The sequence below is a fragment of the Lysobacter sp. 05T417 genome, from assembly GCF_056396405.1.
Genome location: NZ_JBFTLK010000001.1, coordinates 242,646 through 256,537, shown reverse-complemented (window position 1 = coordinate 256,537; position 13,892 = coordinate 242,646). Strand labels below are relative to the sequence as shown.

The following is a 13,892-nucleotide window of genomic DNA, read 5'->3' as shown; positions in this document are numbered from 1 at the left end:
TGACGCGCACCTAAAGTTTCCGCCCGCCGCGCCGATGCCGGGAGAGTCGACCCGCAACGGGTCCGTCCTGACCCCGAGGCCCTTTATGTCCGTCCGCCCCACTACCCCCTATCTGGATGGTTTCCTGACGCCGGCAACCCGGCTGATGGCGCGTTTGCGCTTCAGCCAGAAGGCGATGGTGATCGGTACGGCATTCATGCTGACCTGCGGCGTCCTCGCCGGCATCCTCATCACCCGCTCCAACGCCGAGATTGCCGCGGCCCGCATGCAGCACGAGGCCAGCACCGGCCTGGGCCACCTGCAGCGCGCCATGCTGGCGATGCAGGACCACTCCCAGCTTGAGGCGCGCCGCTTCGCCAAGGACACGGTCGCCGACCAGGCGCTGGCCAAGGCCGCCGACACGGTCGACGCGGAGCTGGAGGCACTGTCCGCCTGGCAACAGGACAAGCTCACCGACGCGCCGTTGCAGGCACCGATCCAGGCCGCCCGCAGCGCCTGGGCCAAGGCCGTCGACACCCACAAGGATGCGGCCGAAGCCGTGGTCGCGCATAACGCCGCGATCCGCCGGATCGGCGAACTCATGGGCCAGCTGTCCGACCACACCGGTCTGGCGCAGGCGCAGAACGCCGCGGTCCTGTACATGGGCCACGCCGGCACCGATTGGATCCCGACCCTGGCCGAATACACCGCGCAGCAGTCGCTGGTCGGCGTGCGCGTGCTCGGCGAAGGCGCGATCTGGGTCGACGACCGCACCAACCTGGCGGTGTCGCGCAACATGCAGGACTACGTCCGCAGCCGCGTCGAGCTGGAGTACAAGGACGCCACCGAAGAGCTGCCGCGCCTGGCCGTCACTGCCGGCAAGCCGCTGACCGGCGCGCTCGCCGCGATCGCCAAGCAGAACGAGCTGATCCAGGCCAATATCCTCGATGCCGAGACGCCGGTGCTGCCGGTGAAGGTGATGGCCGCCCGCGCCGATGCGACGCGCCTGGCCCTGGGTGCCGCGATGGCCGCCGCCAACCGCTCGCTGGCCCTGGCCGCCGATACGGAGATCTCGCGACTGCAGCGCCGCACCGGCCTGACGCTGGGCGCGTGCGTGCTGATCCTGCTGCTCTCGGGCTACCTCTTCCTGGGCTTCAGCCGCGGCACCCGCTCGTCGCTGCAGAGCGTCATCGGCGTGTCGCGCAAGATCGCCGACGGCCACCTCGACAACAGCATCCGCATCGACGGCCGCGACGAAGTCGCCGAGCTGATGACGGCGATGTCGCAGATGCAGTCGCAGCTCAAGGCCAACATCGAGGAGGAGCGCCGCGTCGCCGACGAGAACCTGCGCATCCGCAACGCGCTCGATGACGTCGGCACCAACGTGATGATCGCCGACAACGAGCGCCGCATCATCTACATGAACCAGTCGGTCTCGGCGATGCTGATCCATGCCGAATCGGACATCCGCAAGGACCTGCCGCACTTCGAGGCCCGCCGCCTTCTCGGCGCGAGCATGGACGTGTTCGACCGCGAGCCGGGCTACCAGAAGCGCGTGCTCGACGGCCTGCGCGAGCGTTACGCCTCCCGCATCGTCATTGGCGGGCGCACCTTCTCGATGGCGGCCTCCCCGATCATCAACGCTGCCGGCGAGCGCCTGGGTTCGGTCGTGGAATGGGGCGACCTCACCGCCGAAGTGGCAGTGGAAGCCGAGATCGCCAGCATCGTCCAGGCCGCCGTCGAAGGCGACTTCTCGCACCGCATCGCCCTCAACGGCAAGGACGGATTCGTCAAGCTGCTGGCCGAAGGCATCAACCAGTTGCTGGAAACCAACGCCGCCGCACTCGACGACGTGGTCCGCGTGCTCTCGGCGCTGGCCCAGGGCGACCTCACCCAGACCATCGACGGCGACTACCGCGGCACGCTGGGCCGCATGAAGGACGACGCCAACAGCACCGTCGCCCAGCTCAGCCGCATCGTCGGCGAGATCCGCCAGGGCAGCGACGCGATCAGCGCCGCCGCCGGCGAGATCGCCGCCGGCAACAACGATCTGTCGCAGCGCACCGAGCAGCAGGCCGCCTCGCTGGAGGAAACCGCCTCGTCGATGGAGGAACTCACCTCGACCGTGCGCCAGAACGCCGACAACGCCCGCCAGGCCAACCAGCTGGCACTGGGCGCGGCCGACGTCGCATCGCAGGGTGGCCAGGTGGTCGGCCGAGTGGTCGACACCATGAGCGCGATCAATACCGCCTCCAAGAAGATCGTCGACATCATCGGTGTCATCGACGGCATCGCCTTCCAGACCAACATCCTGGCGCTGAACGCCGCGGTCGAGGCGGCACGTGCCGGTGAGCAGGGCCGCGGCTTCGCCGTGGTCGCCGCCGAGGTCCGCTCGCTGGCGCAGCGCTCGGCCGGCGCCGCCAAGGAGATCAAGCAGCTCATCACCGATTCGGTCAACAAGGTCGAGGAAGGTTCGACCCTGGTCGACCAGGCCGGCCGGACCATGGGCGAGATCGTCACCAGCGTGAAGCGGGTCACCGACATCATCGCCGACATCACTGCTGCCTCGCTGGAGCAGTCCACCGGCATCGAGCAGGTCAACCAGGCCGTCACGCAGATGGACGAAGGCACCCAGCAGAACGCGGCGCTGGTCGAGGAAGCCTCGGCCGCCGCACGCAGCCTGGAGCAGCAGTCCGAGCAGCTGGTGCAGACGGTGGCGGTATTCCGCCTGACCTCCGGCGGCAGCGCTGCGACGAGCGTGTCGCGTGCACCGGCGGTGGTCGCGGTGGCTGCTCCGGCGCCGGCGCACAGGCCCGCTCCGGTCGCCGTTGCCGCGCGTACCAAGCCGGCGGCGCGCAAGCCGCGCGGCAATGGCGCGGTGGTCAATGGCAGCGACGCGCACTGGCAGGAGTTCTGATCCGCGCACGCCTGATCACCGCATGCGGCGGCGCGGCTCATCCCGCGCCGCCCCATGACAGCCCACGCAAGAGTCCCTGCACATGATCAGCACGCGCCCCCGCGAACGCCGCAGCCACGAAACCGGGAGCCTCGACGAGCGCGCCTTCGTCTTCGATGACCGCGACTTCCGCCGCGTCTGCCGCCTGATCCGCGATCGCGCCGGCATCAACCTCGGCCCGCACAAGCGCGACATGGTCTACAGCCGGCTGGCGCGGCGCGTGCGCTCGCTGGGCCTGGAACGCTTCAGCGACTATCTCGACCTGCTCGAACGAAGCCCGGAGACGGAATCGCAGGCCTTCGTCAACGCGCTCACGACCAACCTCACCTCGTTCTTCCGCGAGGCCTACCATTTCGACGCATTGAGCGAGCACCTGCGCGCGGCAGCGGCCGCCGGAGTGGCCGAGCAGACGATCTGGTGTTGCGCCGCGTCCACCGGCGAGGAGCCCTACTCCATCGCCATTACCGCCTGCGAGGCGTTCGGCACGATGACGCCGCCGGTACGCATTCTTGCCACCGACATCGACACCAGCGTGCTGCAGACCGCCGCTACCGGGGTCTATCCGATCGAGCGCATCGGCGACCTTTCGCCGCAACGCTGGCGGCGCTTCTTCCAGCGCGGCAGCGGCCCCAATGCCGAACTGTGCCGGGTCAAGCCTGAGTTGCAGGCGCTGGTCGAGTTCCGCCCGCTCAACCTGCTCGCGGCCAATTACGGCCTTCGCGGCGGCTTCAGTGCGGTGTTCTGCCGCAACGTGATGATCTACTTCGACAAGGCCACGCAGTATCAGGTCCTGCACCGGATCTCGCCGCTGCTGGGCAGCGGCGGCCTGCTCTTCGCCGGCCATTCCGAAAGCTTCTCCCACGCCCAGGACCTGGTCGTGCCTTGCGGGCGCACCATCTATCGCGCAACCGCGCAGGCCGGTCGCCGGTGAGCGCCGCCGCGGCCGCAGCCCTGGCGCCGGGCAGCTACTACGATCCGGTCCTGCAGACCGAGGCGATCAAGCTGTTGCCCGCCGACTACGTCGTCACCGATCGTCCGGTCGCGCTGGTCACCCTGCTTGGTTCGTGCGTGGCCGCGTGCCTGTTCGACACCACGCTGGCAGTGGGCGGCATGAACCACTTCATGCTCCCCGGCGGCGACAGCGACTCGGTGTGCTCGCGCTACGGCGTGCACGCAATGGAACTGCTGATCAACGACCTGCTCAAGCGCGGCGCCCGGCGCTCGCGCCTGCAGGCCAAGGTGTTCGGTGGCGGCAACGTGCTCAGCGGCTTCTACAGCGATCCGGTTGGCACGCGCAATGCGCGCTTCGTGCTCGAATACCTCGCGGCCGAGCGCATCCCGGTGCTGGCGCAGGATCTGGGCGACATCCATCCGCGCAAGGTCTGCTTCTTCGCCCAGACCGGTCGCACCCTGGTCAAGCGCCTCCCGGCCACGCGCGACGATGGCATCGCCGATGTCGAGCGCGCCTACTACGGTCGCCTCACCGGCACCAAGGTCCGCAGCGGCGGCGTGGAACTGTTCTGATGCCTGCCCGTCCCACACGCGTGCTGGTGGTAGACGATTCGGCGCTGGTACGGCAGCTGATGACGCAGCTGCTCGGCGAGGCCGACGGCATCGAGGTCGTCGGCACCGCGGCCGACCCGTACATCGCCCGCGAGAAGATCAAGCAGTTAGCTCCGGACGTGTTGACGCTGGATATCGAAATGCCGCGCATGGATGGCCTGACCTTCCTGCGCAATCTGATGCGGCTGCGGCCGATGCCGGTAGTGATGGTCTCGACCCTGACCGAACGCGGTGCCCAGGTCACGCTCGACGCGCTGGCCCTGGGTGCGGTCGATTTCATCGCCAAACCCAGGCTCGATGTCGTGCAAGGGTTCCACGAATACGCCTCGGTGCTGGTCGAGAAAGTCAGGCAGGCGGCGCGTGCGCGCGTCGTACCGGCGGTCGCGGCGCATCCGCTGCCGCCGGAGGCGCAACTGGCTTCTCAACCGGTCGGCTACCGCACCACCGATCGCCTGCTCGCCATCGGCGCATCCACCGGCGGCACCGAAGCCATCCGCGAAGTGTTGGCGCGCATGCCCGCCGATGCGCCGGCGATTGTCATTGCCCAGCACATCCCGGGCGCCTTCAGCGGCGCCTTCGCCGAACGGCTCAACCGCCACAGCAAGATGACCGTCGTGCACGTGGAGCACGACCAGCCACTGCTGGCCGGCCATGCCTACGTTGCTCCCGGTGGGCGCCACCTGCGCGTGCAGCGCAGCGGTGCGCGCTGGCACTGCCGTCTCGGCGACGACGAAGCGGTCAGGCGCCATCGCCCCAGCGTCGACGTCCTGTTCGAGTCCGTCGCCGAGCACGCCGGCGCCAATGCCAGCGCCGCATTGCTGACCGGCATGGGCGACGACGGCGCGCGCGGCATGCTTGCCTTGCGCAAGGCCGGCGCAACGACCTTCGCCCAGGACGAAGCCAGCAGCGTGGTGTGGGGCATGCCGGGCGCGGCTGTCGCGCGCGACGCCGTCGACCACGTCCTGCCGCTCGAACACATCGCACATCACCTGCTCTGCGCCGCGTCGATCGACTCAAGCGCGCTGCCGAGCGGCCGTTATCTAACGTAGACCGCCCCCGACGAGACCGATGATGGATTCGCGCGTACTGATTCGCATCGCAGCGCCGCTGGCGCTCACCTTCACCCTCATCTGCACCGAGGCCTTCGGACTGCCAGCACCGGTGCGCTGGGGCGCGCTGGTGGCGATGACCTTGGCCTGGCTCGGCTTCGGCTGGAGCATCCTCAGGCCCGGCAGCCGCGATGGCGCACTGCTGGGCGAACAGATCCGCCTGCTCGATGAGCTGCGCAACTTCGTCGGCGCCGAAGTCCAGGGCTCGCGCACCGAGATCGAGCGCACCCGCGAACTGATCCGCGAATCGGTCGCCAGGCTCGGCGGCAGCTTCGAGGCGGTCAACCGCAAGTCGCGGCAGCAGGGCGATGTGGTGTCCCGCCTCATCGACCGTACCGGCGATGGCGAGAACAGCGGCGGCGTCGACGTCTCGCGCTTTGCCCTCCAGGCCAGCCAGCAGATGGAGCAACTGGTCGAAGCGCTGGAAGCGGTCAGCGGCCAGAGCAGCACCACCGTGACCCACATCGATGCGATGGCCGGTCACCTCGATGGCATCTTCGCGCTGCTCGAGGACGTCAAGTCGATCGCCGACCAGACCAACCTGCTGGCGCTCAATGCGGCCATCGAGGCCGCGCGTGCCGGTGAAGCCGGACGCGGCTTCGCCGTGGTCGCCGACGAGGTCCGCAACCTGTCCGAGCGCTCGACCGCCTTCAACGAGCAGATCCGCAAGCTCGCCCACAGCTCCAAGGATTCGATCGCACGGGTCCGCGACACCGTCAGCCAGATGGCCTCGCGCGACCTCGACCGCAGCCGCGGTGCACGCGCCGAAGCCGCTGCGATGCTCGAGCGCGTCGACGGCATCAACCGCGGCCTCGGCAACGGCATGCGCGAGATCGCCGAGTGCGGTCGCGCCATCGACGGTTCGGTGGCCGACGCCGTGCGCTCGCTGCAGTTCGAGGACATCGCCACCCAGGCCCTGACCGCCGCCAACGTGCACCTGGAACGCCTGGGCGCGATCAACCGCGAGGCCACCGCTCTGCAGGAGCTGCTGCATCGCAGCAGCGGCGCCGGTGGCGCGGAGATCCGCCAGGCCCTGGGCCAGCTCGGCCAGCGCATCACGCAGATGCGCGGCGAGTGGGAGCGCCCGCCGCACAAGCCGGTGATGCAGCAGTCTATGGACGCGGGCAGCGTCGAGCTGTTCTGAGTCAACACTAGCCAACCCGTCTCGGCCAACCGGCCGATCCGGCATTGCGGTGCGCCCGGCTGGGCAGGTAGCTTTGACGCATGCCCAACGCCTCACTGCCAGCAACGCCCCCGCCAGGCCGGGGCTTGCTGCGCGAGTTCGCCCGACTGCTGCTGATCGCGGTCGTGGTGCCGGTGCTGGTGCTGACTGCGCTGATCCTGTGGCAGCGTTCCACCGCGACCCGCGAGCAGTTCGGCACCAGCCTTGAAGCCGTCGCCGAAACCACCGGCCACGACGTCGACAGTTTCCTGCAGTTGCACCTCGTGCCCGTCCAGCTGCTCGCCGACCGCCGCAGTGCCGCCGGCAATCTCGACGATGACGCGGCATGGGCCGATGACCTGCTGCGCCTGCATCGCCACTACTCCGACTTCACTTCGCTGGTGGTCGCCGACGGCGCCGGCACGGTGCGGGTGATCCAGCCGGAACTGCCCGGCCGCGGCGTCGTCTCGGTCGCCGACCGGCCGTACTTCAAGGAACCGGCGAGCAACGGCCGCGCCTACGTCTCCAACGCATTCCGCGGCCGTTACCTGGGCAAGGCGCCGCTGGTGGCGGTCTCCGCGCCGATGTTCGCCAATGGCCGTTTTGCCGGCATCGTCCAGGGCGCCATCAGGATCGAGGCGTTCGCGGCACTGCGCAGCCAATGGCTGCGCGCGCGCGGCTTCGAGGTGCTGTTGCTGGACCGCGACCAGACCGTGGTGCATGCCAGCGAAGGGCTGCCCTACCGCTCGCTGGACGTGCTCGGCGACAGCCCGCGCGATCGGGAGATCCGCGCACTGCAGCGCTCCAGCGACCGCTCGAAGATGCAGCGCCTGCACGGCGTCCTGCGCGATGGCGGCGACGCCTACGCCCGCGCCGTCCCGCTGCAGATGGGATGGCGCCTGCTGCTGCTGGTGCCCGATCGCGTCGTCGTCGCCGAGCTGCGCCGCAACACCATGGTCATCCTGGGCCTGCTCGCACTGGTGCTGGTCGGCGTGCTGACCATCGTCAACATGCAGATGAAGCGCCTTGGCGGCAGCGTCCACGAACTGCTGGACCGGATGCAGCGTTTCGCCCTGGAGCGCGCCTCGGCGCCGATCGAACCCGGAAGCGTGCCGCGCGAACTGGCGCCACTGGCCGAAGCCATGAACCAGCTCGCCGCGCGCACCCACGAGGCCTATGGCGAGGTCAACCTCAGCCTGCAACAGCAGCGCAACCTGCGCGAGGAGCTGCAGGCGGTCACGCGACGCCTGCTGACCGTGCAGGAGGATGAGCGACGCACGCTCTCGCGCGAACTGCACGACGACATCGGCCAGGCGATCACCGCAATCAAGCTCGGCGCGATGGCCATCCAGCACGACGACGACCCGGCCCGCCGCGACGAGATCCTTGCCGAGATCATCGCCACGACCGACCAGACGGTCACCAAGCTGCGCAACCTGTCGCTGCTGCTGCGTCCGCCACAGCTCGACACGCTGGGCCTGGAGACAGCGCTGCGCTGGCAGGCCGACAAGTTGTTCCGCCAGGGCCAGCCGCAACTGGAGCTGGCATTGGCGCCACTGCCACGGCGGCCCGATCCCGAAGTCGAACAGGCCTGCTTCCGCATCGCCCAGGAAGCGCTGACCAATGTCCTGCGGCATGCCGCCGCGACCCAGGTCACGCTGACCCTGGCGATCGATGAAGACGAACGCACGCTGAGACTGGCCATCGCCGACGACGGCCGTGGCTTCAATGGCGACGGCGTCCACGGCCTGGGCCTGGTGACCATGCGCGAACGGGCGCAGCAGCTGGGCGGGACGCTGGAAATCGAGAGCCGCCCCGGTGGCGGCACGTGCGTGCGGGCCACCTTGCCGATGCACATCGCCCGCTAGCCGGCACGGAGCCTCCCAGCGAGCCCGCCCGAACTGTGCGCGAGTTGGCAGTTCGCGAACCACGCACTTCAGGACGGCCCCGCGCTGCCGTTAGTCGATGCAACAGCAACGACCTACGGAAGAGCGCCCGGTGTTTATTCTCGTGGTGAGCGACGACGGCGGCCATGCCGCGCAGATCGAAGAGGAACTCAAGGACCAGGGACTGGACTGGCGCATCGCCTGGACCGACCGCGCCGAAGTCGCCCTGACCGGCGACTGGAATCCGGACGTGATCGTCTGCGCCGCCCGCGTCGGCTCCAGCCATGGCCGCAGCCTGCTCGGACAACTGCGCAAGCGCCATCCCGATGCAGTCAGCATCCTGCTGATGGACAACGGCAGCGACGAGGACGCGATGGAAGCGCTGGAAGTCAGCCACCGCGTGCTGCCCGAACCGCTCGAGGCGCTGGCGCTGATCGAAGCGGTCGAAAGTGTCATGGAGCTGCGCACGCTGCTGTCGGACCAGTCGCTCAAGACCGCGATCGGCCGAATGGGTTCGCTGCCCGCCGCACCGCGCCAGTACCTGGCGCTGACGCGGCTGCTGCGCGATCCGGAGACCAGCTCGGCGCGCGTGGTCGAAGCGGTGTCGAAGGACCCCGCCGTCGCCGCCAAGGTGCTGCGCCTGACCAACTCCGCGTACTACTCCGGTGGCCGCGAGATCAGCGACCTGCGCACCGCCGTCACCCGCCTGGGCCAGAACGCGTTGCTGCAGCTGGTGCTCGCCAACGAAGTGTTCTCCGCCGGCGCGAGTTCGGCGCATGCCGATGCGATGCGCGACCGCGCCCTGCGCATCTCGCAACTGGCCGGCCGGCTGCTCGCGGGACCGAGCGCGGAACTGGCGTCCACCGCCGGCCTGCTGGCCGAGGTCGGCCTGTTGCTGCCGCCGATGACCAGCAGCGACGGCGACGGCAGCATCACCCCGCACGGCGTCGCCGGTGCCTACCTGCTCGGTCTGTGGGGCCTGCCCTCGCCGATCGTCGAGGCCGTGGCATTCCACCAGAATCCGGCGCGGCTGCGCGGCGGCTTCTGGGTCGCAGGCGCGGTGCACGTGGCCGCGGCCATCGTCAACGGCAGTGAAGTCGACGAGGCCTACCTGCGCACGGTCGGACAGCTCGACCGGCTTCCGCGCTGGCGCTCGCTGGCCGACGAGATGGCCGAAGCAGCCTGAGTCGCTGCGATACCCGAAACGCTCGCGGGCGATCTGCGCCCGCGAGCCTCACCCTTCGTGCATGCGTGCGCTGCTGCGCGCGATGCAGCGATCAGACGTCCTCGACCTGGTCGATCCAGGCACCGTAACCGGCCGCTTCCATCTCCTCGCGCGGGACGAAGCGCAGCGACGCCGAGTTGATGCAGTAGCGCAGCCCGCCGCGATCGCGCGGACCGTCGTCGAACACATGCCCCAGATGGCTGTCGCCCTGCGCCGAACGCACCTCGGTGCGGATCATCCCGTGCGAGATGTCGCGCAGCTCGGTGATCGGTCCGATCGGCTTGGTGAAACTGGGCCAGCCACAACCCGAATCGAACTTGGCCGACGAGGCAAACAACGGCTCGCCGGAGACGATGTCGACATAGATGCCTGCCCGGTCGTTGTGCAGGTACTCACCGGTGCCGGGACGCTCGGTCGCGCCCTCCTGGGTGACCCGGTACTGCTCGGGGGTCAGCCTGGCGACGGCTTCGGGGGTCTTGCGGTACTCGCTCATGCAGATTCTCCGGGGAGGAAGGGAACGCCCCACCGAAATGGGGGCGCCTGGCCGGACCCCAATACCCTGCCGCGGCAGCCAGCGATCCTCAGGACTGTTCACGTCCGGACCACGCGATCTGGTGCCTGATCTGCGCTGATCGCAACCCCCTAGGTGTTCCCATGAAAGCGCTTGCCCTGTCCCTGGCACTGGTCTCGTTCGTCGCAGTTGCGGCCACGCCCAAGGTCACCACCGACTCTGACCCGGCGGCCAACTTCGCCGCATACAAGACCTACTACTGGGCGATGAAACCCGAGGGCGGCTCGCCGCTGATGCAGCAGCGCATCGTCGCAGGCATCGATGCGCGCCTGCAGGCCAAGGGCTGGACGCTCGCCGAAGGCGGCGATGTCGCCGTCGCGGCCAACATCTCGAGGTCGCAGAAGCAGTCGCTCGATACCTTCTACACCGGCACCGGCATGGGTGGCTGGGGATGGCGCGGCGGTTGGGGCGGCGGCATGGGGATGGGCAACGCCTCGACCACGGTTCGCACCTACGACGTTGGCACGCTGGTGGTCGACATGTTCGACGCCAAGTCCAAGCAGGCGATCTGGCGCGGCACTGCCAGCGGCACCGTGCCGAGCAACCCCGACAAGGCCGCGGCCGGTCTCGACAAGGGCCTGGACAAGATGTTCGCCAGCTTCCCGCCGACGCCGAAGACCAAGTAGTCAGTCACCCTGCCCGGCCAGGCGCTGCGCGAACTCGCGCGCCGCCCAGTCCAGGAACACGCGCACGCGCGGCGACAGCTGGCGCGTGCGCGAATAAAGCAGTGATACCGGCGCCGATGGTGGCGGTGTCTCGGCGAGCAACTGCACCAGTGCGCCGCTGCGCAGCTCCGCCTCGATATGGAAGCGCGGCACCTGCGCCATCCCCAGGCCCAGGCGGATTCCTGCCAGATAGCTCTCGGTGCCGGTGACCGACAATCGGCACGGCAGCGACACGGTTCGCCCGCCGTCGCCCTGGCCGAACGTCATCGGCGTGACATGACCGGTGGAAATCGAACGCAGTCCCACGACGAGGTGGCCATCGAGCTCGTCGATGGTTCGCGGTGTGCCATGGCGCGCGAGGTACTCCGGGGTGGCGACGGTGATGCGCTCGAGCACCCCGACCTGCCTGGCCACCAGTTCGCTGTCGCGCAACTGGCCATAGCGCAGTGCGCAGTCCACGCCCTCCTGCACCAGATCGACCCAGCGGTCGCTTTCGCTCATCGACAGTTCGATGTCCGGATAACGCTCGAAGAATGCCGGCAATGCCGGCACCAGGAAATGACGCGCGATGGTGCCCTGCACCTCGACCCTCAACACGCCTTTCGGCGCCGCGTTGCGGAACACGCCGTCGGCGTCCTCGATGTCGTCGAGGATGCCCAGGCAACGCCGGTAGTAGGCCTCGCCATCCAGCGTCGGCCGCACCACGCGGGTCGTGCGCTGCAGCAGCCGCGCGCCGAGCCGCGCTTCGAGGTCGTGGATGACCTTGGTGCAGGTCGAGCGCGGCACGTCCATGTCGTGCGCGGCCTGGGTGAAGCTGCGTCGCTCGACGATCCTGGCGAACAGCCGCATGACATCGAACCGGTCCATGCTATCGGCGCCCTATTGTTCGCTCTGCGGAAACAGTAATACCACTCCTGAGGGGATTATCTCCAGATCGGGCCTCGGCAGACTACTTCCACGCCGCCAATCCCGGTGGCCGCCGCCCCAAGGAGTCCTCCCATGAACGCGTCCTCCACCCCCAGAACCGCCCTCGTCACCGGCGCCTCCCGTGGCATCGGCGCCGCCATTGCCGAGCGCCTCGCCGCCGACGGCTTCACCGTCGTCGTCAACTACGCCGGGTCCCCGGACGAAGCCGAAGCCCTGGTCGCGAAGATCGAGCAGGCCGGTGGCCGGGCCATCAGCGCCCAGGCCGATGTCGCCGATGCCGGCGCGGTCGCGCGCATGTTCGAAGCCGCGCAGGCCGCCTTCGGTGGCGTCGATGTGCTGGTCAACAACGCCGGCATCATGCGCCTGGCCGCGCTGGTCGACAGCGACGACGCGCTGTTCGACAGCCAGGTCGCCGTCAACCTCAAGGGCACCTTCAACACCCTGCGCGAAGCCGCCCGGCGCCTGCGTGACGGCGGCCGCATCATCAACCTGTCGAGCAGCGTGGTCGGCCTGACGCCGGCCACCTACGGTGTCTACGCCGCTACCAAGGCTGCGGTCGAAGCGATGAGCCAGGTGCTGACCAAGGAACTGCGCGGCCGCAGCATCACCGTCAACTCGGTGGCGCCCGGCCCGACCGCCACCCGCCTCTTCCTCGAAGGCAAGCCGCAGGAAGTCATCGATCGCTTGGCCAAGCAAGCGCCGCTGGAACGCCTTGGCGAGCCGGCCGACATCGCCGCCGCGGTGGCCTTCCTCGCCGGCCCGGACGGTGCATGGATCAATGGCCAGGTCCTGCGCGCCAACGGCGGAATCATCTGATCGCCACACACCCCACACACCCCGCGTCCCACACCCCACTTCAACGGCGCATCGCGGCCCACGCCCGATGCCCGTGCCAGGAGAACCCCATGAACAACGTCATCGTCATCACTGGCGCCTCCAGCGGTTTCGGCCGCCTCAGCGCCGAGGCGCTCGCGCGCGCCGGCCACACGGTCTATGCCTCGATGCGCAACACCACCGGCCGCAACGCCGCGATCGTCGAACAGATGAAGGCTTTCTCGCAGCAGCACGGAGTAGACCTGCGCACCGTCGACATGGACGTGCAATCGCAGGATTCGGTCGACCAGGCGATCGCGCAGGTCATCGCCGAAGCCGGTCGCATCGACGTGCTGATCCACAACGCCGGCCACATGGCGTTCGGCCCGGCCGAAGCCTTCACCGCCGAACAGTACGCGCAGCTCTACGATGTCAACGTGCTGAGCACGCAGCGCGTCAACCGTGCCGCGCTGCCGCACCTGCGCCAGCAACGCAAGGGCCTGGTGGTCTGGGTATCGAGCAGCAGCGTCGCCGGTGGCACGCCGCCGTACCTTGCACCTTATTTCGGCGCCAAGGCGGCCATGGACGCGATCGCGGTGCAGTACGCACGCGAGCTGTCGCGCTGGGGCATCGAAACCTCGATCATCGTCCCGGGTGCGTTCACCAGCGGCACCAACCACTTCGCCCACAGCGGACAGCCGGCCGACGCGGCGCGCCTGGCCGAGTACGACGCCGGCCCCTACGCCGGTTTCGGTGGCCAGGTGCAGCAGGCGTTTGCCGAGATCGTGCCGGCCGATGCGGATGCCTCGCTGGTCGCCGAGGCGATCGTGGCCACCGTGGCGGCGCCGTTCGGCAAGCGGCCATTCCGCGTGCACGTCGACCCGGCCGCCGATGGCGCCGATGTCGGGTTCAGCGTGACCGACCGGCTGCGCGCCGAAATGTTGAACCGCGTTGGCTTGTCGGACCTGCTGACGCCGCACGCGCAGGGCTGATGCGACCCGACCCGGGGGCCGTCGCTGACGGCTCCCGGGCAATC

Annotated in this window: 12 protein-coding genes; 10 read left to right on the top strand and 2 right to left on the bottom strand. The window is 68.9% G+C overall.

The window, feature by feature from the left end:
- Positions 1 to 85: 85 nt before the first annotated feature.
- The 7 genes from AC1DER_RS01065 to AC1DER_RS01035 all read left to right on the top strand — a co-directional run bounded on the left by AC1DER_RS01065 (position 86) and on the right by AC1DER_RS01035 (position 9,841).
- Positions 86 to 2,896, top strand: a complete 2,811-nt coding sequence (locus tag AC1DER_RS01065; protein ID WP_477246628.1) for a methyl-accepting chemotaxis protein — start codon at positions 86 to 88, stop codon at positions 2,894 to 2,896.
- A gap of 82 nt (positions 2,897 to 2,978) precedes the next feature.
- Positions 2,979 to 3,866, top strand: coding sequence for a CheR family methyltransferase (locus AC1DER_RS01060; RefSeq protein ID WP_477246626.1), 888 nt, complete (start codon positions 2,979 to 2,981; stop codon positions 3,864 to 3,866).
- The gene (gene cheD / locus AC1DER_RS01055) at positions 3,863 to 4,459 is read left to right on the top strand and encodes a chemoreceptor glutamine deamidase CheD (RefSeq protein ID WP_477246624.1); all 597 of its coding nucleotides are present in this window, start codon (positions 3,863 to 3,865) and stop codon (positions 4,457 to 4,459) included. Before AC1DER_RS01060 ends, cheD begins: the two co-directional genes overlap by 4 nt.
- A complete protein-coding gene (locus AC1DER_RS01050; protein WP_477246622.1) occupies positions 4,459 to 5,547 on the top strand; it encodes a protein-glutamate methylesterase/protein-glutamine glutaminase in 1,089 nt (362 codons plus the stop codon). The genes cheD and AC1DER_RS01050 overlap by 1 nt, the downstream gene beginning before the upstream one ends.
- A 22-nt stretch (positions 5,548 to 5,569) precedes the next feature.
- A complete protein-coding gene (locus AC1DER_RS01045) occupies positions 5,570 to 6,751 on the top strand; it encodes a methyl-accepting chemotaxis protein (RefSeq protein ID WP_441814486.1) in 1,182 nt (393 codons plus the stop codon).
- Positions 6,752 to 6,876: 125 nt separating this feature from the next.
- Complete coding sequence (locus AC1DER_RS01040; RefSeq protein ID WP_477246618.1) at positions 6,877 to 8,637, top strand: sensor histidine kinase; 1,761 nt, start codon at positions 6,877 to 6,879, stop codon at positions 8,635 to 8,637.
- 130 nt (positions 8,638 to 8,767) lie between these two features.
- Complete coding sequence (locus AC1DER_RS01035; protein WP_441814488.1) at positions 8,768 to 9,841, top strand: HDOD domain-containing protein; 1,074 nt, start codon at positions 8,768 to 8,770, stop codon at positions 9,839 to 9,841.
- A 91-nt stretch (positions 9,842 to 9,932) separates the two neighbouring features.
- Here the strand turns inward: AC1DER_RS01035 and msrB are convergent, their stop codons facing one another.
- Complete coding sequence (gene msrB, locus AC1DER_RS01030) at positions 9,933 to 10,373, bottom strand: peptide-methionine (R)-S-oxide reductase MsrB (RefSeq protein ID WP_477246615.1); 441 nt, start codon at positions 10,371 to 10,373, stop codon at positions 9,933 to 9,935.
- A gap of 161 nt (positions 10,374 to 10,534) precedes the next feature.
- On the opposite strand from msrB, the gene AC1DER_RS01025 reads away from it, so the two are divergent.
- Positions 10,535 to 11,077: a DUF4136 domain-containing protein gene (locus AC1DER_RS01025; RefSeq protein WP_441814490.1), complete on the top strand. Its 543-nt coding sequence runs from the start codon at positions 10,535 to 10,537 to the stop codon at positions 11,075 to 11,077.
- On the opposite strand, the gene AC1DER_RS01020 is transcribed toward AC1DER_RS01025, so the two are convergent.
- Positions 11,078 to 11,983, bottom strand: a complete 906-nt coding sequence (locus AC1DER_RS01020) for a LysR family transcriptional regulator (protein WP_477246613.1) — start codon at positions 11,981 to 11,983, stop codon at positions 11,078 to 11,080. It lies immediately after the preceding gene.
- Between the two features lie 132 nt (positions 11,984 to 12,115).
- Here AC1DER_RS01020 and AC1DER_RS01015 point away from each other — a divergent pair, with 132 nt between their 5' ends.
- Both AC1DER_RS01015 and AC1DER_RS01010 read left to right on the top strand, forming a co-directional pair.
- Entirely contained in the window at positions 12,116 to 12,859 is a 744-nt protein-coding gene (locus AC1DER_RS01015) for an SDR family oxidoreductase (protein ID WP_477246611.1), read from the top strand.
- An 89-nt stretch (positions 12,860 to 12,948) separates the two neighbouring features.
- On the top strand, positions 12,949 to 13,848 hold the full coding sequence (locus AC1DER_RS01010; protein WP_477246609.1) for an SDR family oxidoreductase: 900 nt from the start codon (positions 12,949 to 12,951) through the stop codon (positions 13,846 to 13,848).
- Positions 13,849 to 13,892 lie beyond the last annotated feature (44 nt).

Coding starts and splice junctions, on each gene's coding strand:
- AC1DER_RS01025 (WP_441814490.1), top strand. CDS start 10,535: ATGAAAGCGCTTGCCCTGTCCCTGGCACTGGTCTCGTTCGTCGCAGTT.
- AC1DER_RS01015 (WP_477246611.1), top strand. CDS start 12,116: ATGAACGCGTCCTCCACCCCCAGAACCGCCCTCGTCACCGGCGCCTCC.
- AC1DER_RS01050 (WP_477246622.1), top strand. CDS start 4,459: ATGCCTGCCCGTCCCACACGCGTGCTGGTGGTAGACGATTCGGCGCTG.
- AC1DER_RS01010 (WP_477246609.1), top strand. CDS start 12,949: ATGAACAACGTCATCGTCATCACTGGCGCCTCCAGCGGTTTCGGCCGC.
- AC1DER_RS01065 (WP_477246628.1), top strand. CDS start 86: ATGTCCGTCCGCCCCACTACCCCCTATCTGGATGGTTTCCTGACGCCG.
- msrB (WP_477246615.1), bottom strand. CDS start 10,373: ATGAGCGAGTACCGCAAGACCCCCGAAGCCGTCGCCAGGCTGACCCCC.
- AC1DER_RS01045 (WP_441814486.1), top strand. CDS start 5,570: ATGGATTCGCGCGTACTGATTCGCATCGCAGCGCCGCTGGCGCTCACC.
- AC1DER_RS01020 (WP_477246613.1), bottom strand. CDS start 11,983: ATGGACCGGTTCGATGTCATGCGGCTGTTCGCCAGGATCGTCGAGCGA.
- AC1DER_RS01060 (WP_477246626.1), top strand. CDS start 2,979: ATGATCAGCACGCGCCCCCGCGAACGCCGCAGCCACGAAACCGGGAGC.